This is a genomic window from Aequorivita sp. IT1183, assembly GCF_058068265.1.
Genome location: NZ_JBYRHS010000002.1, coordinates 281,273 through 303,106 on the forward strand (window position 1 = coordinate 281,273; position 21,834 = coordinate 303,106).

At 37.0% G+C, this 21,834-nt stretch carries 24 protein-coding genes; 4 read left to right on the forward strand and 20 right to left on the reverse strand.

The window, feature by feature from the left end:
- Window positions 1-122: 122 nt before the first annotated feature.
- From AC3RVF_RS04080 to AC3RVF_RS04160, 17 genes are all read right to left on the reverse strand, one after another.
- Entirely contained in the window at window positions 123-836 is a 714-nt protein-coding gene (locus AC3RVF_RS04080; protein ID WP_489690983.1) for an SDR family oxidoreductase, read from the reverse strand.
- Window positions 837-985: 149 nt separating this feature from the next.
- Window positions 986-1,324 carry a carboxymuconolactone decarboxylase family protein gene (locus AC3RVF_RS04085; RefSeq protein WP_489690982.1) on the reverse strand — a complete coding sequence of 113 codons (339 nt, stop codon included), beginning with the start codon at window positions 1,322-1,324 and terminating at the stop codon, window positions 986-988.
- 31 nt (window positions 1,325-1,355) lie between these two features.
- The gene (locus AC3RVF_RS04090) at window positions 1,356-2,027 is read right to left on the reverse strand and encodes a ferredoxin reductase domain-containing protein (RefSeq protein ID WP_489690981.1); all 672 of its coding nucleotides are present in this window, start codon (window positions 2,025-2,027) and stop codon (window positions 1,356-1,358) included.
- Window positions 2,028-2,193: 166 nt separating this feature from the next.
- A complete protein-coding gene (locus AC3RVF_RS04095; RefSeq protein WP_489690980.1) occupies window positions 2,194-2,532 on the reverse strand; it encodes a carboxymuconolactone decarboxylase family protein in 339 nt (112 codons plus the stop codon).
- 26 nt (window positions 2,533-2,558) lie between these two features.
- Window positions 2,559-2,882 carry a cupin domain-containing protein gene (locus tag AC3RVF_RS04100; RefSeq protein ID WP_489690979.1) on the reverse strand — a complete coding sequence of 108 codons (324 nt, stop codon included), beginning with the start codon at window positions 2,880-2,882 and terminating at the stop codon, window positions 2,559-2,561.
- A 49-nt stretch (window positions 2,883-2,931) separates the two neighbouring features.
- Complete coding sequence (locus tag AC3RVF_RS04105; protein WP_489690978.1) at window positions 2,932-3,354, reverse strand: cytochrome C; 423 nt, start codon at window positions 3,352-3,354, stop codon at window positions 2,932-2,934.
- A gap of 3 nt (window positions 3,355-3,357) precedes the next feature.
- Window positions 3,358-3,627 carry a hypothetical protein gene (locus AC3RVF_RS04110; RefSeq protein ID WP_489690977.1) on the reverse strand — a complete coding sequence of 90 codons (270 nt, stop codon included), beginning with the start codon at window positions 3,625-3,627 and terminating at the stop codon, window positions 3,358-3,360.
- A gap of 3 nt (window positions 3,628-3,630) precedes the next feature.
- Window positions 3,631-4,644, reverse strand: coding sequence for a cbb3-type cytochrome c oxidase subunit II (locus AC3RVF_RS04115; protein ID WP_489690976.1), 1,014 nt, complete (start codon window positions 4,642-4,644; stop codon window positions 3,631-3,633).
- An 11-nt stretch (window positions 4,645-4,655) separates the two neighbouring features.
- Complete coding sequence (locus tag AC3RVF_RS04120) at window positions 4,656-6,464, reverse strand: cbb3-type cytochrome c oxidase subunit I (protein WP_489690975.1); 1,809 nt, start codon at window positions 6,462-6,464, stop codon at window positions 4,656-4,658.
- Between the two features lie 76 nt (window positions 6,465-6,540).
- A complete protein-coding gene (locus AC3RVF_RS04125; protein ID WP_489690974.1) occupies window positions 6,541-6,975 on the reverse strand; it encodes an RrF2 family transcriptional regulator in 435 nt (144 codons plus the stop codon).
- A gap of 114 nt (window positions 6,976-7,089) precedes the next feature.
- Window positions 7,090-7,518 carry an RrF2 family transcriptional regulator gene (locus AC3RVF_RS04130; protein ID WP_489690973.1) on the reverse strand — a complete coding sequence of 143 codons (429 nt, stop codon included), beginning with the start codon at window positions 7,516-7,518 and terminating at the stop codon, window positions 7,090-7,092.
- 88 nt (window positions 7,519-7,606) lie between these two features.
- Window positions 7,607-8,875, reverse strand: coding sequence for an acetyl-CoA hydrolase/transferase family protein (locus tag AC3RVF_RS04135; protein ID WP_489690972.1), 1,269 nt, complete (start codon window positions 8,873-8,875; stop codon window positions 7,607-7,609).
- Window positions 8,876-8,994: 119 nt separating this feature from the next.
- Entirely contained in the window at window positions 8,995-9,594 is a 600-nt protein-coding gene (locus AC3RVF_RS04140) for a thioredoxin family protein (RefSeq protein ID WP_489690971.1), read from the reverse strand.
- Window positions 9,591-11,168 carry an L-aspartate oxidase gene (nadB, locus tag AC3RVF_RS04145; protein ID WP_489692823.1) on the reverse strand — a complete coding sequence of 526 codons (1,578 nt, stop codon included), beginning with the start codon at window positions 11,166-11,168 and terminating at the stop codon, window positions 9,591-9,593. The genes AC3RVF_RS04140 and nadB overlap by 4 nt, the downstream gene beginning before the upstream one ends.
- A complete protein-coding gene (nadA, locus tag AC3RVF_RS04150; RefSeq protein WP_489690969.1) occupies window positions 11,168-12,094 on the reverse strand; it encodes a quinolinate synthase NadA in 927 nt (308 codons plus the stop codon). The genes nadB and nadA overlap by 1 nt, the downstream gene beginning before the upstream one ends.
- 5 nt (window positions 12,095-12,099) lie before the next feature.
- The gene (locus AC3RVF_RS04155; RefSeq protein WP_489692824.1) at window positions 12,100-13,425 is read right to left on the reverse strand and encodes a cbb3-type cytochrome c oxidase subunit I; all 1,326 of its coding nucleotides are present in this window, start codon (window positions 13,423-13,425) and stop codon (window positions 12,100-12,102) included.
- Window positions 13,415-13,846, reverse strand: coding sequence for a c-type cytochrome (locus AC3RVF_RS04160; protein WP_489690967.1), 432 nt, complete (start codon window positions 13,844-13,846; stop codon window positions 13,415-13,417). Before AC3RVF_RS04160 ends, AC3RVF_RS04155 begins: the two co-directional genes overlap by 11 nt.
- Before the next feature lie 193 nt (window positions 13,847-14,039).
- On the opposite strand from AC3RVF_RS04160, the gene AC3RVF_RS04165 reads away from it, so the two are divergent.
- From AC3RVF_RS04165 to AC3RVF_RS04180, 4 genes are all read left to right on the forward strand, one after another.
- Complete coding sequence (locus AC3RVF_RS04165) at window positions 14,040-16,094, forward strand: acetate--CoA ligase family protein (protein ID WP_489692825.1); 2,055 nt, start codon at window positions 14,040-14,042, stop codon at window positions 16,092-16,094.
- A gap of 47 nt (window positions 16,095-16,141) precedes the next feature.
- On the forward strand, window positions 16,142-17,182 hold the full coding sequence (locus AC3RVF_RS04170; protein ID WP_489692826.1) for a zinc-dependent alcohol dehydrogenase family protein: 1,041 nt from the start codon (window positions 16,142-16,144) through the stop codon (window positions 17,180-17,182).
- A gap of 345 nt (window positions 17,183-17,527) precedes the next feature.
- A complete protein-coding gene (locus AC3RVF_RS04175) occupies window positions 17,528-17,968 on the forward strand; it encodes a hypothetical protein (protein WP_489692827.1) in 441 nt (146 codons plus the stop codon).
- Between the two features lie 130 nt (window positions 17,969-18,098).
- Window positions 18,099-19,136 (forward strand): hypothetical protein, encoded by a 1,038-nt coding sequence (locus tag AC3RVF_RS04180; protein ID WP_489692828.1) that lies wholly within the window; start codon window positions 18,099-18,101, stop codon window positions 19,134-19,136.
- 100 nt (window positions 19,137-19,236) lie between these two features.
- Here the strand turns inward: AC3RVF_RS04180 and AC3RVF_RS04185 are convergent, their stop codons facing one another.
- Genes AC3RVF_RS04185 through AC3RVF_RS04195 form a run of 3 tightly spaced genes read right to left on the reverse strand, consistent with a single transcriptional unit; the run spans window position 19,237 to window position 21,828 of the window.
- Window positions 19,237-19,470, reverse strand: coding sequence for a cytochrome C oxidase subunit IV family protein (locus AC3RVF_RS04185; RefSeq protein WP_489692829.1), 234 nt, complete (start codon window positions 19,468-19,470; stop codon window positions 19,237-19,239).
- 2 nt (window positions 19,471-19,472) lie between these two features.
- Window positions 19,473-20,057, reverse strand: a complete 585-nt coding sequence (locus tag AC3RVF_RS04190) for a cytochrome c oxidase subunit 3 (RefSeq protein WP_489690963.1) — start codon at window positions 20,055-20,057, stop codon at window positions 19,473-19,475.
- A 1-nt stretch (window position 20,058) separates the two neighbouring features.
- Window positions 20,059-21,828 carry a nitric oxide reductase activation protein NorD gene (locus AC3RVF_RS04195; protein WP_489692830.1) on the reverse strand — a complete coding sequence of 590 codons (1,770 nt, stop codon included), beginning with the start codon at window positions 21,826-21,828 and terminating at the stop codon, window positions 20,059-20,061.
- Window positions 21,829-21,834: the final 6 nt, after the last annotated feature.

The window sequence follows — 21,834 nt, forward strand, 5'->3', positions numbered from 1 at the left end:
AGATTAAAAAAGGATCATTAGTTTTAAAAGACTTGATGACATAAGACCTAATATTATAACTACGTCCCGATATATTTTCGTCTTAGCTCAAGTTTAATAATTAAGCATTTCTTATAAAATTATTATTCCGGTGCCTTCGGGTTAAGCGGTCTAACCGTCATTTCGCTTATCAACATATTATCTGGCGTTTTCAAAATGTGCAATAATGTTGCGGCAATATCTGCGGCTTGAAGCATATTTAGATGCGATTGTATTCCTGAACTTTTAAAAAATTCAGTATCGATGGAACCGGGATTTAGACAGGTAACTTTAATATTATCGCCTCTTAATTCTTTAAAAAGTGCTTCACTAAAACCGCTAATACCATATTTGGTGGCCGAATAGGCGGCACCTTCAGCGCGAGTGGTAATTCCGAGAATTGAACCAATATTCACGATATGTGTGCTTTCGCTATTTTTCTTCATAAGCTTAACAACATCTGAAGTGATGTTATACATGCCGTTTAAATTGGTATTTATCATTTTATACCATTCTTCTGAAGGCATTTCGTCAATTTTTCCGAAGGACCCTGTTCCCGCATTATTGACCAAAATATCGGGAGATTTTACTTCGGAGAAAGTTTCAGTAAACCATTTTTTTACAGCTACTTCATCTGAAATATCTAGCTTAACGGGAATGAATTTATTTCCTATATCTGTTTGAAGTTCTTTAAGTGAATTCATATTTCTTGCAATACCGAAAACGGTTGCGCCAGCTGCTACCAATACTTTTGAAATAGCCGCTCCTAGCCCACTGCTGGCTCCAGTAACGATTGCAATTTTATTTGAAATATTCATCTTTTTTTATTCGTATAAATTTAAAAGAAATCATTCTAAGGATTATAACTTCCCGGCTCTACTCTAAAACTAATCGCCAAACGATTCCAACCATTAATTGCAATAATAGCCATCGTAAGCGCCAAATGTTCCTTTTCATTAAAGTGTTTTTAAACTTCTTCATAGAGCGAATCGGGTACGTCATTTTCAGAAATTAAAGTTAGAGATTCGGTCCAAGCTAATGCAGCTCGCTCTCTTTCTGTATAAAATGATGTTTCTCGCCACGCAGATAAAGCATAAAGTCGCTGTTCGGTCTCGCCCGCTTTTCGCGCATCTTTAGAATGCATGTCTATACAATACGCACAGCCATTAATTTGTGAAGCACGCAGTTTCACAAGTTCATAAAGACTGCGTTCAAGGTTAGAAGTTGAAACGTATTTTTCAAGTTCCAACATTCCTTTTATGGCTTTTGGATCAGTTGCATAATAATCTAATCTTTTATTTGACATCTTATGTTTCTTTGAAGTTATTCTGAAAAAATTAAAACTCCTCTTTTACAATTTTATCGGCAGGCACTTTTAGATTAATTAATTGCTTTTCAACAGCATCCATCATTGGTGGCGGGCCGCACAAATAAAAATAGGAACTTAAAGATCCGCTATTGTTTTTGATAAAATCTTCGGAAATCTGTCCGAAAGCATATTCTTCAGTTTTTTCTTTTGAAAGAATATTTATGAAATTTTCGCCGAGCATCTTCGTAAATTCTTCCTTTAGAATAATATCTTCTGTGGCTTTGTTCGCAAAAATGAGTTTGTTGGATCCTAATTTTTTCTTTTTAGATAAATCTCGAAAAATAGAAATAAAGGGAGTTATTCCTGCGCCACCGGCGATAAAAGTTCCATCGCCTTTGTATTCTATAGCACCGAAAATATCGTTTACAATTAAGCTATCGCCCTTTTTTAAACTGAGTAATTCATTGGTAACGCCCTTATGTTCGGGGTATGTTTTTATGGTGAATTCTAAAAAATTATCCTGTGGCAAGCAAGTAAATGTGAACGGTCTGCCCTCATTTTGCCAACCTTGTTTATCAATAAAAATCTCGGTGGCTTGCCCGGGAGAAAAGTCGTCTCCAAAAGGTTTTTCTGTAACAATCTGCAATACGTCGTGCGTAAGGTGCTTGATCGATTTTATTTTAACAGGTTCATTTTTCATAATAATAAGTTTTGATAAGTAATAATTATTTTCGCTTTATAACATATTAAAGCACTCAATTTCATCATGCTAAATGTCAACAAGTTCTAGCCACTTCGACAAAATAATTACAACGTTTTACTCATTAAGACAAACATTTCAATTTCACCATTTGGGCCACTTTATTTTATTTACTGCGTTTCTCCATTTCTTCCATTGCAATTGTAGCGTGTGCGTAGGCGGCTCCTGCGCGCATTTCTGAGGCTACCCAAATTGCTTCCATAATTTCTTCTTTGCTGGCGCTTTTGCGCATGGCTTGTGGCGTATGAGCACGGATGCAATACGGGCACTGCGTAACGTGAGCTACTGCAACGGCAATAAGTTGCTTCGTTTTTTCATCTAGCGCGCCAGCCTGAAAAACTGTTTTACTAAAATTTCGCCAGGCTTCGATATTCTTTGGAGCGAGGGCAGCTTTTTTTTCTGCTAATTCGCGGGTTGTGTTTGGGAACATAGCTGTGTTTTCCATAATTCAACTTTTCAAATTATAAATATTTAAACGACATTTTCGTGAGCACTCTCTTGATTTACAAATTCAATTTCTGAAGTACTTTCCATAATTGCTATTGCATGAAAATCTGTCATTATTTTTAGGCTGTGTTCCACCATTGCAGGAATAATAAAAGTAGAATCTTGCAAAAGTGAATGTTCTCCATCAGTCATTTTTAGAATTGCTTCCCCTTTCAAAACAACAATTACCACTTCTTTTGTACTATGATGACGTGGCATTTCCATTCCAGCTTTAGCCGTTATATTAAGTGTTTTGAATACTTCGCCATTAATAAGTGGGGTCATTTCGGGTTTATTTGAATTTTTCATAATTTGTCAATTTTATTTTACATTCGCTTTCTATCCAAAAATTGTTTCATCAGAAGAAAGATTTATACAATTCTGGACTCCAATACATAATAATATAGAACAATCCAAAACCGAAGAAAGCAATCAGCAAAGCCCAGACCCAGGCGGGAATAGCTTTTGGTGTTTCGGAACCTTTAATAACGAAGAAATCATTCGTTTCACTTCCGTAGGCATTGATGATTAGTGGAACTTGGGTGTCTACGGTTTCATTTTCCTTTAACCCCACTACCGAAATTGCAGGGCCGTTACGCACCACAAAGGGAATTTCGCGAATACCTTCAATACCATTCGATGATTTAGCCACGATTTTTAAAATGTGTTTGCCATCGGGGATTTTGGTGGTGTCCAAAACAACTTTTACAGGAGGTGCAAAAGACGCAAATGGTTTTGGGGCTTCGTCCAAAAATACTTTTATAATTCTGTTGTCTTCCATAATTTAAAATCCTTCATTTTTAACTATGTTCTTTATATGGTCTGGACTGTTTTCTTGGGGTCTTATTAAATATTTTAGACTTAATATTAAGGTTGCAACGACAATTATTATCCCTCCCCAAATAATTATGTAATCGATTGTTCCCGAAGGGCCCTGCCCGTGGGTTATATTTTCGAAACCAGCGGGTTGATTTTTTTTACATAAATCGCAAGCCCAGCTTAGCTGATTTCCCAATAAAAACAAGACCGCAAAAACTGATAGTATCCTTTTCATCTTTTATTGATTTAATTCGTTCATTACAAAATCTCTAATTTTCTTCACATCCTCTTCCTTCACGGCGGACGCATTATTACCCCAACTGCTGCGCTCATGTGTTGTGATAGCTGCAATTTCTGCGTCGGTTAACAAATCTCCGAATGCTTGCATTACTCCATAATTAGGACGTGCATCATAGCCTTGAAGAACGATTTTAATGAGCATTTCAGGATCTTCATTAGTTACGATTTTACTTCCTGCCAAGGGCGGAAATGCGCCAGCTATACCCTTCCCATTTTCTTGGTGACAAGCCGCGCATGTTTGCGTAAATAAGTTAGCACCATCAAGACCAGCACTTGCTTTATCGCCACTTTCGCCTTCTGTTTGAGTTTTTCTCAATGCTGGAATAAAATCATTCACATTTCCTCCAGGTAGTTCTATTTGTTTTAAGGATTTTAAATATTCCATTAAATTCAACGCATCTTCGGTGGCAACCACTTTTGTTCCAGGTTTGTTAAAATATTCTTTTGGAACCGCAATAGTTCTATCATCTTTGCTAACCAAGGTACTATCTACTTCCTTAAATAACCAAGGGTAGGATGGCATTACAGATTCAGACATTACTGCCCTCGGATTGTACAAATGTAGCAAATGCCAATCTTCACTTGGTTGGCGTTTCCCAATATTTGTAAGATCTGGTCCTGTTCGTTCACTTCCTAAAAGCGAAGGAGATTGTCGCCATACATCCAGTCTTTGTTTGCTGAAATAATAATCTGATGGAATTGACGGACGACTTCCCCATACATTATCCATTTCAATATTTCGAACCTGTTGGGTGTGGCAGGCCATACAGTTTTCAGAAACATAGATTTGCAGCCCTTTTTGCTCGTTGGCTGTTAAAGGTTTTTGGTCTGGAATAGGTTCTGTTTCCTGCATTTGGTATGCGGGAAGTATTGCTACCATTATACTCAATGCTATAAATACAACTCCTGCAGTGAGTACTAAATTTTTATGATCTTTGTGAAAATTGAGCATTTTTAATTGTATTAAAGAGTTATTTCTTCTACTTGACCCGCCTTAACTTCGGTTGTCACTTTCCGATATCCTTTTACCATATAATAGAAATTATACACAAAAACCAGATGCGAAAGAAACATCAGCGAACCGCCAATAGCACGCCATACCCAAAAGGGTTTCATAAGAATGACCGATTCAATAAATGCTTCGCCTTCTATCCAGCTAAGTCCTTTATAAGTTCCTCCTGCCATTAGTGAAATCATATAGGCAAAAAGCCCAAGAAATGCCGTCCAAAAATGTGCGCCAACCAAAACCTGCGGAGGTTCTTTTCCTGTTAATTTTGGAAGAATTGCATAAATGGAAGCCCATAAAAAGAAGGCTATAATGCCATACATCGTCATATGGCTATGGGCTACGTTAAAATCGGTAAAGTGCCACACGAAATTCGTAAAACGGAACGCTTGTACACTTCCTTGCATTGAACCCACGAAGTAAAATATCGTCCCCACCAGAAAGAAAGGCAATACATAACTTTTGGTAATATGGCTCCAACTACCCCGCATTGTCATTAAGAAGTTCGTTGTTCCGGCAATAACAGGAATCGCCATTCCTGCACTAAAAACAATTGCCACTGTTTGTAGCCACCATGGCAACGGACTAAATACAAAATGGTGTGTTCCAATCATAGTGTAAAAAAGCATCTGAGTCCAAAATGCAAGTACACCCAAGGAGTAAGAATATATTGGTTTATTTAAAGAGGAAGGCAAATAGTAATAAACCAAACCCAGCGTAAAGGTCATAAACCACATTCCCACCCCTTGATGCATATAATAACCTTGGATTACGGTTTCGCCTAAACCATCTTGGTAAAATGGTAAATAGGCAATAACTGTTAGAACAATAGTCCAAATTAAAGAAGCGAGGATAAACCAGTTTGATATATAAATTTCGGAAATTTTACGATTTGATACCGTTTTATAGAAATTGAAAAATGTAATTATTAAGGCGATGGCGAAGAGAAGCATTATTGGCCAAATATATTCGCGATACTCCCCGCCTCCATTATTTATACCTGCCATTAGGCTCAAGCTTCCCAAGACAATGGTCGCATTTATGAGCCACCATCCCCACCATGCCAATTTTTGACTGTGAATTACGGTGTTGGATGTTCGGACAATTACAAAGTAACCCAACCCAATCATTGCAAGCGAGGACCATCCCCAAAATACCATATTAGTATGCACCGGACGCAACCTTCCAAAAGATAGCCACGATTGATGGTCCATTTCTGGCCATAGAAATTTCATTCCCAAATACTGGCCAATTAGTGTTCCCAAAACCAACCAAAGAGCTGCTGCACCTATATAATAAATTACAATTTTTTTTAAGGCTTCAGGGGTTTCAATCCCTAATGTTGTTTTCTTCTTTTCATCAAAAAAAGCGTTGTTCGGTTTGTTATCTATATAATATAATAGCCCATTCTCGTCTACTGCTTCATTTTCTCCACCTAACTCTCTACCCGATAATTTATAGTTTAGTGCAGCCTTTCTTTTTTCAAGAATAGAATCGATTTCACCTTCGTCCATTGCAATTAGTTCGTCGTCAAAAGCCAATTTATTTTTATCGTGTTGCTTTCGTTTCAGCGTGTCTATATAGGCATTCAATTTTACTAACAGAATTATTACTGCAACCACCATAACAATGGCTATCAACACGAAAGTGCCAATTATACCAGGGCTAGATAGCCAGTTTTCTGTTGAAATACTACTATTTTGCGATATCGATAATTGTGGAATCCACCCTAGAATCAATAGTACTATCCAATTCTTGTTTCTCATTTGTGCCAGATATTTGCTTTTTGTTTATAATTTATTATTTTCTGACAAAACTATCAGAAATAGGTCTAAATTTTTTTTATCGCTTCAAAAATGACATCCCAACATCTAGTCCGTTTGCCAATTCATGAAGACTTGTATTTTCTAACATTATTCTAAGATTATTTCTAATATCAACAAACTTGTTGTGCATTGGGCACGGTTCTCGAGCATCACAACGGTCAAAGCCAAGAGCACAACCTACATAAATTGAATCGCCATCGATGGCTGATACAATATCGCTCAATTTAATAGTTTCGGCACTACCCGTTAGAATTTCGAAACCTCCGGTAGGGCCTTTTAAGGATGATAAAATATTCTGCTTTGCCAATTGATGCAAAATTTTGGCAGTAAATGCCTCAGGAGAGTCAATGCTTGAAGCTATCTCTTTTAAACTAACGCGATTGGACAATGCCGACTGCGATGCTATATACACCGAAGCCTTTATTCCATATTGGCATGCTTTTGAAAACATATGTTGAAATTAATTCTACAAAGGTATGCAAAATCCTATTTCTGATAAAATTATCAGAAATAAAAAGTCCAAATTTAATTTTCAGGAAAGTTTTAGTTGAAATGAATTTGATTATTAAATTTTCAAAAAGGTCTGCCCTTCTTCCAGATTATTGGCAAGATCCATAACCAATGTGTTTTCACACATCGCTTTCAATCCGTCTCTTACAACCATAAACTGATCGTGAACAGGACATGGATGTGAAGCCGAACATTCGCCCAAACCCAAACCGCAGCCATTAAAAATTTTATCGCCATCAATAATGGCAACAATATGCGATAGTTTTAAGGTGGAATTTTTTTCTAAATAAAATCCGCCATTTGGTCCTTTTTTGGATAAGATTATTCCTTCACGAGCAAGTTGCTGACAAACTTTTGCAGTAAAAGGTTCGGGTGAATCTACAGCTTTAGCTATTTCTGTAATATTGGGACGCAAATCTTTTTGAGATTGTTTGGCGATAAAAAGAACAGCCCTAATGCCATATTCACAGGCTTTTGAAAACATAATTAATATTTTTCTTCAAAAGTATATAATAACAAGCGTAGTCAAGGATAAAATTGTCTTAAAAAAATCTCGCAATTTCAAGGCGAGTTTAATTATGAAATCTTCTTTTCGCCTCACGTTCCAAAGCCTCCCGATGATCGGGATGCGCGATAGAAATAAGTGCCTTTGCACGCTGCTCTAATCCTTTTCCGAAGAGATTCACAACTCCGTATTCCGTTACAACATAATGAACGTGAGCCCTTGTAGTTGTTACACTGGCTCCTTCTTTCAAAAACGGCGTGATTTTAGAAATGCCTTTATTGGTAATAGAAGGCATTGCAATAATAGGCTTCCCTCCTTCTGAAAGTGAAGCGCCACGAATAAAATCCATTTGCCCACCAACACCAGAATATTGGTACATTCCAATACTATCTGCACAAACTTGGCCTGTTAAATCTATTTCAATTGCACTGTTAATAGCCGTTACTTTGGGGTTTCGGCGAATTATTGCTGTGTCATTTGTATAAGATGCTTCTTTGAAATGTACAATAGGGTTGTCGTCTATAAAATCGTATAATTTCTTCGTTCCCATTGCGAAACAAGTAACAATTTTACCCATTTTTATAACCTTATCCTCGCCAGTAATAATCCCCTTTTCAACCAAAGGAAGGATTCCATCGCTGAACATTTCGGTGTGAATTCCCAGTCTTTTATGATCGTGCAAATTATGAAGCACTGCATTCGGAATATTCCCGATACCCATTTGCAGTGTTGCGCCATCTTCAACCAATTCAGCAACATTACGCCCTATAATAGCTTCAACAGCAGATGGTTCCCCAATAATTGAAGCATAAATTGTGGTATTTATTTCCACTCCAAAATCTATATTATTTATATGAATAATACCATCACCATGAGTTCTAGGAACATTTGGATTTATGAGTGCAACAACACGTTTTGCAGTTTGAATAGCGGGCAAAGCAATATCTACCGAGACACCCAACGAACAATAACCGTGTTTGTCTGGCGTAGAAACTTGAATGAAAGCAACGTCCAACGGAAGAATATTTCTTTTAAAAAGCCAATGGATTTCGCTTAAGAAAACAGGAATATAATCGCCGTGAATAGTATTTACACCTTTGCGAACATTATCGCCCACAAAACAACTGGAAAGGTGAAAAGCGTCGGTATACGGCGCTTGCGTATATAATGCCTCCCCGTGGGTGTGGATTTGGATTATCTCTACATTTTCTAATTCGCGATATCTTTCACATAAAGTGTCTATCAACAAATTGGGCGTCATTGCAGCGCCCTGAAAAAATACGCGATTATTAGATTTTACTATAGATACAGCCTCATGGGCAGAAACAATTTGCATGGTTATTTATTTTACCGCAAAGATTGAGAATCTATTATGTTATCGAAATGATATCGGTCACATTTTTTGGGGAAATTGACGGTTTGAATCAGGACGTTTGGAATCAGGACGATACGCCGTTAATTCGACGATATTTGTACCGAATCTAAAACATCATTCACAATAGAAACACCTTTGTCATTATTGTACCAAACCTGTAAAATTTCTTTAAAAGCATCGTCAATTTTTCCGTGTTGGGTTTTGTAATCGGTTACCAATTTTGTGGCTGCTTTGGAACGCGGACCGAAGGTTTCAATTACATCAAAATTTTCATCGACCTTAATTACAATAGGAATTGATTGCGAGCCATTGGTTAAAAATTGATCCATCAATTCTGGGTTTTCATCGCGAAGCACAATTTTTAAATCTATGTTTTCTGAAAGTTGTGCAATCTTATTCAAATACGGAAGCGTTTGCGCTGCATCGCCACACCAAGGTTCACTGATTATAAGCCAAGTTTGTTTCTCCGAAATATTGTTGAAAACCTCCAATGCTTCCTCAGAAATTACAGCGGTTTTGTCCAATCTTTTCGTGCGACTGAAATTCAATTTTGTGTAATTTATTTTTTCTGGAGTTTGTTCGCCAGTGGTTCTGTCTTCTTCTACCAATTGTTTAAAAAGCAAATTATACTGTGCATAATCCATTGCCTTTTTAATTGAATTTTCTATCAACGTCTTCATATTGTTCTTTTTAAAATTTCTTTATTATAATTTTCGTTATAAAATCCGCCACGGTTTTCTGTTCGTTTTAAGGATTGTTGAATAATTAAATGCGCCACATTTACCATATTCCGAAGCTGCGAAAGTGCTGTGTTCAGTTTATGTTTTTGATACAATGCTTCAATTTCAAAATATAACTTTTCGAGTTGAAAAGAAGCTTCTTTTAAATCGCTATTATTTCGAACAACGCCAGCAAATCTTCGCATTAAAATTTGTAATTCCGTCGTTTTATGTTGAATAATTTCAGAACCCTGCAACATATTCGTACCAGAATCATCCCAATCTGGAATGGTGGTAGTCGGTCGCAAAGGTAAGTTCTTACCGATGTATTTAAAAATACGGTCTGCATAAACTAAAGCCTCTAATAATGAATTTGAAGCGAGGCGATTAGCACCGTGTAAGCCAGTATGCGAACACTCGCCACAAGCAAAAAGATTTCTCAGCGATGTTTTCCCGTCTTTGTCCACCACTACTCCACCACACAAATAATGCGCTGCTGGTACGACGGGAATCCACTCTTTTGCAATGTTTATGTTATTCTGTAAACAGGTTTCAAATATATTCGGGAAATGAACTTTGAAATCGTCTATATCGAGATGTGTACAATCCAAATAAACACAATCATTCCCAGATTTTTTCATCTCGGAATCTATGGCGCGTGAAACAATATCTCGTGAAGCCAATTCGGCCCGATGGTCATAATTCAACATAAAGCGTTCGCCATTTTTATTCCGAAGAAACGCTCCAAACCCACGTACCGCTTCCGAAATTAAAAAGGAAGCGCCGTTTTTTCCATCATAAAATGCTGTGGGGTGAAACTGGATAAATTCCATATTTTCAATTCTCGCTTTCCCCCGATACGCCATTGCAATGCCATCGCCCGTTGCAACTGCGGGATTGGTTGTGTGACCATAAACTTGGCCCATTCCGCCAGAAGCTAATGTCGTACAATCTGCTTTTATTGTGAAAATACTTCCCGAAATTTGATTCAAAACATAGGCGCCGTAACAGGAGAGTACTTTCGGTTTTTCTTCAGAAAATTGATGCTCCGTAATTAAATCTATCGCGAAATGATGCGGAAGCATTGTAATATTTTCCAATTGGTTGGCGCGTTCCAAAAGTGCGCGCTCAATTTCGTTGCCCGTGGTGTCTTTATGATGAATCACCCTAAATTTTGAATGCCCTCCTTCCCTACCCAAAGTGAGTTCACCATCGGCATCGGTGTCAAAGTTGGCGCCCCATTCCATCAATTCTTTCAGTCTTTTTGGACCTTCTTTAATTACCATTTCCACAACAGCTTTGTCGCAAAGTCCGTCGCCGGCAATCAGTGTATCTTCTATGTGTTTTTGAAAAGAATCTTCTTTTAAATCGAAAACCGCCGCTACGCCTCCTTGCGCATATTTGGTGTTCGATTCAGACTGGTGGGCTTTGGTTACCACTGTGATTTTTTTCTTAGGAAATACTGCCGCAAGTTTCACGGCGAGTGTTAAACCCGCAGCTCCCGAACCAATAATTAAGAAATTTGTTTCCCTCATTATTTCGATAATTCAAGCATTCGCTCAATTGGCAGAATGGCTTTTTTTCGTATTTCTTCAGAAACTTCTATTTGCGGATATTCATTCTTCAAGCAATCGTATAGTTTTTGCAAAGTGTTCATTTTCATAAAAGCACATTCGCTGCAGGCGCAAGTATTGTCTTCCTCCGCTGGAGCAGGAATTAGCACGGCTTGAGGCACTTCTTGTTGCATTTTATGAAGAATTCCAGCCTCAGTTGCAACTATAAATTTTTCTAAAGGATGTTTTTTTACATAATCAATCATTCCCGCAGTTGAACCAACATAAGTAGCCGTTTCCAAAATATGACTTTCACTTTCAGGGTGCGCAATGATTTTTGAACCTGGGTTTTCTTTGTAAAGTTTCAGAAGTTTATCCATTGAAAAGGCTTCGTGCACAATACAAGCGCCATCCCAAAGCAGGATTTTTCTTCCAGTTTTCTTCTGAATATATTTCCCTAAATTTTTATCTGGCGCAAAAATAATCGGCACCTCTTTCGGGACAGAATTCACTATTTTTTCGGCATTGGAAGAGGTGCAAATAATATCGCTTAAAGCTTTTACTTCTGCGGAACAATTAACGTAAGTAATGACCACGTGGTCTGGATGTGCATCCACTAATTTCTTGAAAGCATCCGCCGGACAAGAATCTGCCAGAGAGCAACCCGCCATTAAATCTGGCAACAAAACCTTTTTCGTTGGATTCAATATTTTGGCCGTTTCTGCCATAAAAGAAACTCCTGCAAAAACGATGATATCTGCATCGGTTTCAGCCGCTTTTTGTGAAAGCCCTAAACTGTCACCCACATAATCTGCCACTTCCTGAATTGCGGGCACTTGATAATAATGCGCGAGAATAACAGCGTTTTTTTGTTTTTTCAGTTCAGTAATCTTTTGATGTAAATCCATCGGTTTTATGATTTAATTTTTTGAAGAAATGCTTTGAAAATAGGTGCAGCCACAATTAAAAGTGAAACGAAAATGGTAATTCCAAAAACGAAAAATGAAATGTAATATGGAATTAGGGAATCCTGCATTTCAGAAAACGATCCCACTTTTGAAACGTACATCCAATAACTACGTTTGGCTCCAGCAATTATGAGGGAAACAAAAAATATAAACAGTGAAATATTTAAAGAATAGAAGCCTCGCTTCACCCACTTTTTATCGGTTTTAAAATCTGGGTACAGCTGATGCACGATGTAAAATAAAGCGGAAAATAAAATTGTGGTGTTAATGCCAATCGTGGTTCCCATTGAATGTGCCACCGTAATATGCGTTCCGTGCGTAAAGAAATTGATGGCTGGAATTGAAAACAATAAAGCGAGAATAATATTGACGAAAATCCAAAAATCTGTAGCTAACAAAAATCTGTAAGCCATCGGGTTATTCTCCTTTTCAATCTTTAAAACTGAGCTTTTCCAATTGTAAATAATCGACGCTAAAACAATCCATTCCGTCATACTTATTCCGTAAGCAACGTAGCGAATCCAAGGTTGTGTGGGCAATAAATAAGTGTGGTGCGCCCAGCCAAACATTAAATTTGTAAGCCCTAAAAAGTAAAAGAAAAACGCTACTTTATTTGTAGCCACATTGCTGTCCTTCTTTATTTTGGACATTAAATAGATTGAAATACCATAAACCAGCATATTCCACGAGCCAGTGAAGGAGCCGGTAGATTTCCACTGCACGGCAAAATCTTTGATGAAATTCAACCTAAAAAAATCGAACAGCCAAAAGTGCGCTTCCATTAAATGGTAACACATAAAGACGATTCCCGTGCCCCACATCCAGTAATATACGGGCCAGCCTTTTACGTTTTTATAAAGTGTTTTGAAGTAATTAATTCCGAATAGTATCCACCCCAATAAAATAGGAATTATTAAAATGGAGGTAAAGGCGAAGTATTCTCTGCCCTCTGTATAATCGAACGCAAACGAAATGTAGATTGCGATACCAGTAAGCAGGAAAGTTATGAAATGTAATTTGACCAACAAAGGCGAAAAAAGCTTGAATTTTTCAACATAAGTCAAGAAAAAATAGATACTTCCCGATGCAGAAAGTACAATCCATGAAATTACTGAAGTAACGTGAAATGGTCGAAGTTTAGAAAAAGGAACGTATTCCTTTATAAATTCGGGCATTAAATATTGAAAAGAAGCCGTCATTCCGAAGAACATTCCCAAAAAAAGCGCAACCAGTGCGAAAAGAAGAAAATAAATAGGGGCTTTACTTTTCATTTTTATATATAATTTCAACCCAACCTGTAGCTTCAATCTTGGCGTTGTAGTTTGGGTAAATGCCAGTTTCATCTACCCGTTTTAAGTATTCCACCAAAGCATCTTTTTCACTTTCAGAAAAATTAAACTGCGGCATACTCTTAACACCGCTGTTTAAAAATGCTTTTACATAAAGTGGCCCCTTATTTTCATCAGAATAAACATTTGTAAGATCCGGCCCCAAATACCCACCTAAACCATATAATTGATGGCAAGACCAGCAACGGTTACTTTGGAATAATTGCTGACCTATCACCGCTTTTGGCGATAGTTTTTCGACTGCTACGTAACCATCTGTGTTGTAAATAATATAATTGTAAACGCTAAAAAGGCTAATCAAAATTGCGATTGCTAAAAAGTAGGGCTTTGAATTAGGGATCATTTCTAGGTGCTAAAATTGGTGTAAAAATATTTCAACAAAACTGATTTGAATATGATTAATGTCATATTCAGATAAATTTATCCTATTAAAAAAAGCTTCGGTAAATTTCAAAATTTATACCTAGCCAGATATGATTTTAATCATAGCCCTTCTTCCCCATAAACTTTACATTTAGAGCTTATTATCTATGATTATGGTGAATAAACAATTGCTTAAACCCGAGAGTATTGTAGTAATTGGTGCCTCTAACGACACCAAAAAGCCTGGGGGCAATATGCTGAAAAATATAATCTCGGGAGGTTTTACAGGGAAACTGAGCGTTGTAAACCCGAAAGAAGAAAAAGTCCAAGGCATTAAAAGTTATGCTTCCGTTGAAGAAATTCCTGAAACAGATTTTGCAATTCTCGCAATTGCGGCAAAATATTGTCCAGCGACGATTAAAACCTTGGCTGAAGAAAAAAATACCAAAGCTTTTATAATAATTTCCGCAGGTTTTGGGGAAGGCGATGAACAAGGAAAACTATGGGAACAAGAAATTACAGATACCGTAAATAGTGTGAATGGCTGTTTGATTGGCCCAAATTGCATCGGTGTAATTACCAAACATTTTAAAGGAGTTTTTACAGCGCCTGTTCCTCCATTTAATCCAAAAGGTTGCGACCTTATTTCTGGTTCCGGTGCGACCGCAGTTTTTATTATGGAAGCCGGAATGCCGTTGGGCGTTACGTTTGCGAATGTATTTTCTACAGGAAATGCAGCGCAAACCACAGTTGAAGATATTCTGGAATATATGGATATTCACTTCAATCCAGAAACCGATCCACTAATAAAACTTCTTTATTTGGAAACTATTTCCAACCCTAAAAAACTCTTGAAACACGCTTCATCGCTTATTAAAAAAGGAGCTAAAATAGCGGCTATAAAAGCAGGAAGCACTGCGGAAGGCAGCCGTGCCGCAACTTCGCATACTGGTGCAATTGCGAGTAGCGATATGACGGTACGGGCACTGTTCCACAAAGCTGGAATTGTGTATTGCAGCAGTAGAGAGCAATTACTGAGCGTAGCAGCCATTTTCAATTATAAAAAATTAAAAGGAAAAAATATCGGCATTATAACTCACGCGGGTGGCTCGGCGGTTATGCTTGCAGATCAACTTTCCAAGGGCGGACTTAAAGTTCCCGAAATTTCAGGACCAGATGCTGAAAAGTTAAAATCTTTTCTTTATCCCGGTTCTTCAGTTGCCAATCCAATAGATTTTTTAGCGACGGGAACTGCAGAACAGTTGGGTATTATCATCGATTATTGCGAACATAAATTCGACAATATAGATGCCATGGTCGTGGTTTTTGGAAGTGCTGGCTTGTTCGATGTTGAAAATGTTTACAACGTTTTAAGCGTAAAACTGGAAATCTGCAACAAACCAATTTTCCCAGTCTTGCCTTCAGTTGTAAATGCACAGCGGGAAATTCAATCGTTTTTAAAGAAAGGGCATATTCATTTTCCAGATGAAGTGGTTTTGGGGAAAGCTTTGGCACAAGTTTATAATACGCCCGAACCACAATCGCAGAAAATTTCACTCCCAAAAATTGACGTTGAAAAAATTAGAACTGTAATAGATTCTGCTTCCGAAGGATATCTTTCGCCCGAACAAACTGTCGATTTATTAGATGCTGCGGGAATTCCTCGAGTTCATGAAATAGTTGAAAATTCAAAAGAAAAACTACTGCAAGCTATGGGAACGATGGATTTCCCTGTCGTTATGAAAGTTGTTGGCCCGCTTCATAAATCGGATGCACAAGGCGTGGTTTTAAATATTGCCAATAAAGACGAAGCCGCCGAAACTTTTGATATGCTGATGAAAATCGATTCCGCCACAGCGGTAATGGTACAACCACAATTAGTGGGACTGGAACTGTTTGTAGGTGTTATAAAAGAACCTGGTTTCAACCACACTATTCTTTGCGGATTGGGTGGAATTTTCATCGAAGTGCTCAACGATGTTTCGGCAAGATTAAGCCCAATTTCTAAAAATGAAGCTGAAAAAATGGTACAGTCGCTCAGAGGGTATAAACTGATCAAAGGTGCCAGAGGACAAAAGGGTGCAAACGAAGAAATTTTTATAAAAATTATTCAACGACTTTCTGCATTGGTAGAAGCGGCACCAGAAATTATTGAAATGGATATCAATCCACTAATTGGCACACAACGAGCGATTACCGCTGTAGATGCGCGGATTCGGATTGGTTAAATAACGAAATTAATATAAAATTAGTAATAACTAAAAAATAGAAAAAGATGAAAGCACTAGTTTATTATGGCGATCATAATATCGCGTTAGAAGAAAGACCAAAACCAACAATCATTAAGCCAACAGATGTAATTGTGAAGGTTTTAAAAACAACCATTTGTGGTACAGATTTAGGTATTTACAAAGGCAAAAACCCTGAAATTGAAAGCGGGCGTATTCTTGGTCACGAAGGTGTTGGTATTATTGAAGAAATTGGAGACAGTGTTTCTCAGTTTAAAAAGGGAGATAAAGTTATAATTTCGTGCATTACCTCTTGTGGTTCCTGCGAATATTGCAAAAAACAATTGTATTCACATTGTAAAGATGGTGGGTGGATTTTAGGCTATATGATAGACGGCGTACAAGCGGAATATGTAAGAATTCCTCATGCTGATAATAGCCTGCACAAAATCCCTGAAAATATTGATGATGATATAGCTGTTTTATTAAGCGATATCCTGCCTACGGGGCACGAAATAGGCGTGCAATACGGAAATGTAAAACCCGGAGACGACATTGCTATAGTTGGTTCTGGCCCAGTTGGTATGTCTGTACTTTTAACGGCTCAGTTTTACTCTCCCGCTAAAATAATAATGATTGATTTAGATGACAACAGACTTAAGCTAGCCAAAGAATTAGGCGCAACACACACAATTAATTCTGGAACTGAAAATGTAGAAGAGGCCGTTAAAAAAATAGTTGGCGAAGAAGGTGTTGATGTGGCTATTGAAGCTGTTGGAATTCCGGAAACTTGGAATATTTGCCAAAATATTATAAAACCAGGAGCTCATATTGCCAATGTAGGCGTACACGGCAAAAAGGTAGATTTTGAAATTCAAAAACTGTGGATAAAAAATCTTACTATTACTACGGGTCTTGTTAACACAAACACTACCCCAATGTTATTAAAAGCGGTTTCTGCAAATAATATGGATTTAAAGAAAATGATTACCCATCATTTCCCGCTTTCAGAACTGGAGCATGCGTACAAAGTGTTCTTAAATGGTGCTGAAGAAAAAGCAATGAAGATTATTATTAATAATGATTAATTATTGCCTGTTGGCACCTATTGTACTTTTATATAGAAACCCTGAGCTGAAGCTCGGGGTTTTTTGTAAACCTTAATTTTTTTGAGGATTTTTTATTAGTAATTACCACAAAACGCTGAAAAACGGTACTTGAGATACTGCGAAAATAGCTGGATTTATTTATATTTGGTAGGCGGTCTGCAATTGCGGATTTATAAAATACATAAGTCATAACTTTGAGGACCTGCCGTATAAAAGAACATTACCACACATTTGAGAAAAACGCAATTTCATATAATAATCCTACTTTTTTGCATCATAATTAGTTGCAAAAAAACTTCAACGCCGAATGAATATCTGAACGTATTGAAAATTGAACAATCTGAATATCAACCTGATAAAAAACAACTCGTGAATTTAACTAAATTAAGGCGTGATTCTGTTCGGACTTCATCAAAAACACCAGAAGGAAAATCTTTAGAAATTTATATTGACACAATTTTTTATAATCATGACAACAAAATTGTTTTCCTTTCAATTACAAAAAAGGAGAATCCATTCGCACTGAACAACGACGGAATTACATACTCTGGCGAATGTTATATTGGAACTAAAAATAAGGAATCTAAAAAGATAAAAATACTCGACCAACTGAAATACGGTTCGACTTCTGCCGATAATGACGGATTTGAGAAAGTGCAAAAATCAAATCGGAATATCTATCTGACAGAAATGGAATTTATTGATAGTCGATTTAACATAAATGACAATCGATTTTGGACAAGTAATGTCTGGAATGGAAAATAAAAAACGTGTGGCAACATCGTGTAAAAATAATTGCTTGGTTCTAGCCTACTTGGATGTATGTATTTGAAATTGTCCGTGACGAACCAATATTTGCTTATACACGAAACGTGGGGCGTTAAAAATCAACCCAATGAACAAATTATTAACCCTTCCAAAGTATGTAATAATATTTGGAGTACCGCTTTTAATAATTGGATTGATGGTATTTATCTCGAAGGCGTCAATTTTTGCTTCTAATGCAAATAGCTTGTCAATTGCAATCACATTCGATTTATTACTCACAATGCCTTTTTTGTATTTTTTGCTAATTAGAAAAACCAATATTCCAAATACAACGGTCATTCCTTTTATAATAATTGGTGTTGTTGTCTCTTCATTGATACTTCCGAATGAAAATCAATTTTACTTAAATATTTTCAAGATTTGGATACTTCCAATTGTTGAACTAGCTATTCTCTCCTTTGTGATTTTTAAAGTTAGAAAAGGAATTAAACATTATAAATCTAGTAAAAAGGAATCGTTTGACTTTTTTACAACATTGAAAGATACTTGTTTTGAAATACTTCCAAAAGGTGCTGTAATTCCAGTAGTAACGGAAATTGCAGTTTTCTATTACGGCTTCATTTATTGGAAAAAAAGAAAATTAAAAAGCAATGAATTTACCTACCATAAAGACAGCGGAACTATAACAGTGTTGATTGCGATTCTCTTTATAGTTGGAGTTGAAACAGCCATATTGCATATTTTACTTATAAAATGGAGCAATACTGCTGCTTTGGTTTTGACTTTTTTGAGCCTATATTCTGGAATACAAATTTTTGGGTTTTTAAAATCAATGCTTAAAAGACCAATTTCAATTGAGAATGACCGTTTGTATCTTCGATATGGAATTATGACTGAATCTACAATTGATATAAAAAATATCGAGTCGATTGAACTTTCTTCAAAAGATTTTGAAGTCAATAATGATTCAAAAAAACTATCCATTTTGGGAACATTAGAGAGTCATAATATCATTATTCACCTAAAGGAAGAAAACACGCTAATTGGGCTTTATGGTGTAAAAAAGAAATACAAAAACTTAGCTATATACGTGGACGATAAGGTTGAATTTGTAAATCGAATAAATAACGCCTTACACAATGATAATCGTTCCGCAACTCCATAATTTTTATAAAACGAACCAAGATACGCCGCTGTACGTGGTTTCGTTTTTTGTTTAGACTTGAAATCAAACAAACTTTTAATCCTTGTCTAAGCAAAGTTTCCTAAATCGCCCAAACAACAGAAAGCAGCAAACCCAAAAACCCAACGAGTAATACTTTCCAAAAGACATTCGCCTTTTTTAATTCCATAAAGAAAAAAGCAACGCCAATAAATTTCAGAAATGCCAAGCCTAGAATAATTATGGCGACATATTTCAGATCGAGATTAGCTAAAACGGCGGTTAATATCGTAAGCGCTATTAAAAATATCCAAGTAATATTAAAACTTCTTTCCATCTTTAAAACAGTAAATAAATTATTGGGAAAAGCAACAGCCAAATCAAATCGCACATATGCCAAAAAGTAGCTCCAGATTCGAAATCTTCAATTTTTAGGGTTTCAGGTTTTTTACGGAGCGTTCTTGCCGATAGTGCCAAAATTACGATTCCCACAAGTACGTGAATCACGTGAAATAGGGTAAGCATCCAGTAATACCCAAAGAAATCATTATAGCCAATGGTAAGTCCAGCTTCTACTTTTTCGTAATATTCCACGCTTTTTAAAGCAAGAAACAGAAAACCGCCAAGCATAGTTAGATTTAAAAATAATCTGCTTTTACTGAAATTTCCTTTCTTCAGAAAATGTACAGATTGCGCCATACACCAACCACTACTAAGGAGAAAAACAGTGTTGATTGCACCGAAAGCAGTATTTAAATGCAAACGCGACTCGTGAAAAAGCTCTGGTTCAGCCCTTGCGTTAAATGCCATAAAAACCAAGGCAATTCCGAAAGTAACGAGTTCGAGGTAAATAACGATCCACATCAATATTCCGCCCGGCGGATAAAAAACATTTTTATAATCTATTTTAAGAGTATTGGCCATATCAACTTTGGTGTTTTATTTTGTCGTAAAGTTTTACCAGCGACTGCAGCAATTCCACTGGCGTTGTTAGTATTTGGAAATGATTTTGCCCAAACATTTGTGGTAAATAGTATTTCGCCTCTCCTTCAATCGCCAAGGCATACGAATTTATCTTGCGTTGGTTCAATTCACGAAGCGCCTGTTTTACGTCGTTGATGCCGTATTTGCCTTCGTATTTATCGTAATCGTTGGGTTTACCATCTGAAATAAGGATAACCCATTTGTTTTTTGTGTCGCGCTTTTCCAGCAAAGCGCCCGAATGTCTAAGCGCGGTTCCAATACGTGTGTAACCACTTGGCTGCAATGCGCCTACTTTGTGTTTTGCTTTTTGCCAAGGTTCATCAAAATCTTTTAAACTTAGATAGGTACTGTGATTTCTGGTTTTGGAGAAAAAACCTGCAATTGAAAAATCTACATTGAATTCTTCGAGAATTTCCCCAAAAATGATGGAAACCTGCTTTTCAACGTCAATCACTCTGTTGCCATCTGCATAGCCATCGCTGGACAAACTGCTGTCTAAAAGCATTAATATTGAAAGATCTTTTTCCTTTTTCCGGTTGGAGAGATAAATATTTTCCGAAGGTGTGTGCCCCGTGTGAACGTCTACATACAAATCTGTTAAGGCGTCGAGATCAAATTCCTCGCCTTGCACTTGGCGGCGTTGCTGCCGGTATTTATTGTTTACTGAAGTTAGCATTTTCCGCAAACCCATTAAGGTTGAAGCGTGTTCGTGGAGCGTGTTTTTGTAATATGCTGTATCAATTTCGGTTTCTGACTTTGGATATAGTTTGCAAAAATCGGGTTTATAAGCTCGTTTTGAATAATCCCATTCGTCGTATAAAACGTGAGGATCGTTGTTTTCAATTTCGGCACTTTCAGAAATTGTGGTATTTTCAATAAATTCTGCTTGATAAATAGAATGTGTAGGATCGTCAACCCGCACAGTATGTTTCATATTTAAATCTTCAAGCGCATTTGCGTGATCGTCTAATTCATCATCGCCATCAAAATCGCGCCAGCCGCCCTCCCACTCTTCGGCGGTTTCAGCCTTTTCAAAATTGTGGGTGAGCATATAATCTTCCTGCGCTTTTTTATCAACTTCAATAGATTTTATTTCTTCCACTGCATTGGCTTTCAGAATAGTATTTATTTCCTGTTCGATGGCAGTTTTTACTTTTTCTGAAATATTCTGAAGCACTTTTTTCTTTGGCACTTCGGGAGAATTCTCCATCCATTTTCCATAAATAAAAGAATAATCCACTGGATTTTTTTCCGAAGCATCCTTTTCAAAAGCAAGTTTTAATTCAGAATAAATACCTTCCGTTCCTGGGAATTGTAGAAACATTTCCTTTAGGATTTTTTTGGAATTTTCAATTGAAATTTGCTGCGCTTCTTCTAAAGTATGTTCCTCACCCAATTCATAATTAAGCTGAAAACTTTTCTGAATTGAAAGGTATAGCGTTCTAAAAATATAGAAGCCTAGATTTTCATCCTCTGTTTCAAATTCTGTAAAGCGTTCGGGTAAAAAGAAGTTATTGTTTTTGTAACCGCCTTCGCGTTCGGCTTCAAAAATTTCTATGGGATTACCAGTAACGGCGCGAGCTACCAGAGTAAGCCGTGGTTTTATTTCGGACAACTTAACGGTGTGCGCTATTGCTTCCTTCGCATTTTTTTTTCTGCGTTTTAGGAATTTTGCAACCTTTGAAAAGATAAACTCATCGGGTTCGAACATGGCTTT

Excerpts from the sequence above, each read along its gene's own strand:
- AC3RVF_RS04080 (WP_489690983.1), bottom strand. The coding sequence starts at position 836 with ATGAATATTTCAAATAAAATTGCAATCGTTACTGGAGCCAGCAGTGGG.
- AC3RVF_RS04085 (WP_489690982.1), bottom strand. The coding sequence starts at position 1,324 with ATGTCAAATAAAAGATTAGATTATTATGCAACTGATCCAAAAGCCATA.
- AC3RVF_RS04090 (WP_489690981.1), bottom strand. The coding sequence starts at position 2,027 with ATGAAAAATGAACCTGTTAAAATAAAATCGATCAAGCACCTTACGCAC.
- AC3RVF_RS04095 (WP_489690980.1), bottom strand. The coding sequence starts at position 2,532 with ATGGAAAACACAGCTATGTTCCCAAACACAACCCGCGAATTAGCAGAA.
- AC3RVF_RS04100 (WP_489690979.1), bottom strand. The coding sequence starts at position 2,882 with ATGAAAAATTCAAATAAACCCGAAATGACCCCACTTATTAATGGCGAA.
- AC3RVF_RS04105 (WP_489690978.1), bottom strand. The coding sequence starts at position 3,354 with ATGGAAGACAACAGAATTATAAAAGTATTTTTGGACGAAGCCCCAAAA.
- AC3RVF_RS04110 (WP_489690977.1), bottom strand. The coding sequence starts at position 3,627 with ATGAAAAGGATACTATCAGTTTTTGCGGTCTTGTTTTTATTGGGAAAT.
- AC3RVF_RS04115 (WP_489690976.1), bottom strand. The coding sequence starts at position 4,644 with ATGCTCAATTTTCACAAAGATCATAAAAATTTAGTACTCACTGCAGGA.
- AC3RVF_RS04120 (WP_489690975.1), bottom strand. The coding sequence starts at position 6,464 with ATGAGAAACAAGAATTGGATAGTACTATTGATTCTAGGGTGGATTCCA.
- AC3RVF_RS04125 (WP_489690974.1), bottom strand. The coding sequence starts at position 6,975 with ATGTTTTCAAAAGCATGCCAATATGGAATAAAGGCTTCGGTGTATATA.
- AC3RVF_RS04130 (WP_489690973.1), bottom strand. The coding sequence starts at position 7,518 with ATGTTTTCAAAAGCCTGTGAATATGGCATTAGGGCTGTTCTTTTTATC.
- AC3RVF_RS04135 (WP_489690972.1), bottom strand. The coding sequence starts at position 8,875 with ATGCAAATTGTTTCTGCCCATGAGGCTGTATCTATAGTAAAATCTAAT.
- AC3RVF_RS04140 (WP_489690971.1), bottom strand. The coding sequence starts at position 9,594 with ATGAAGACGTTGATAGAAAATTCAATTAAAAAGGCAATGGATTATGCA.
- nadB (WP_489692823.1), bottom strand. The coding sequence starts at position 11,168 with ATGAGGGAAACAAATTTCTTAATTATTGGTTCGGGAGCTGCGGGTTTA.
- nadA (WP_489690969.1), bottom strand. The coding sequence starts at position 12,094 with ATGGATTTACATCAAAAGATTACTGAACTGAAAAAACAAAAAAACGCT.
- AC3RVF_RS04155 (WP_489692824.1), bottom strand. The coding sequence starts at position 13,425 with ATGAAAAGTAAAGCCCCTATTTATTTTCTTCTTTTCGCACTGGTTGCG.
- AC3RVF_RS04160 (WP_489690967.1), bottom strand. The coding sequence starts at position 13,846 with ATGATCCCTAATTCAAAGCCCTACTTTTTAGCAATCGCAATTTTGATT.
- AC3RVF_RS04165 (WP_489692825.1), top strand. The coding sequence starts at position 14,040 with ATGGTGAATAAACAATTGCTTAAACCCGAGAGTATTGTAGTAATTGGT.
- AC3RVF_RS04170 (WP_489692826.1), top strand. The coding sequence starts at position 16,142 with ATGAAAGCACTAGTTTATTATGGCGATCATAATATCGCGTTAGAAGAA.
- AC3RVF_RS04180 (WP_489692828.1), top strand. The coding sequence starts at position 18,099 with ATGAACAAATTATTAACCCTTCCAAAGTATGTAATAATATTTGGAGTA.
- AC3RVF_RS04185 (WP_489692829.1), bottom strand. The coding sequence starts at position 19,470 with ATGGAAAGAAGTTTTAATATTACTTGGATATTTTTAATAGCGCTTACG.
- AC3RVF_RS04190 (WP_489690963.1), bottom strand. The coding sequence starts at position 20,057 with ATGGCCAATACTCTTAAAATAGATTATAAAAATGTTTTTTATCCGCCG.
- AC3RVF_RS04195 (WP_489692830.1), bottom strand. The coding sequence starts at position 21,828 with ATGTTCGAACCCGATGAGTTTATCTTTTCAAAGGTTGCAAAATTCCTA.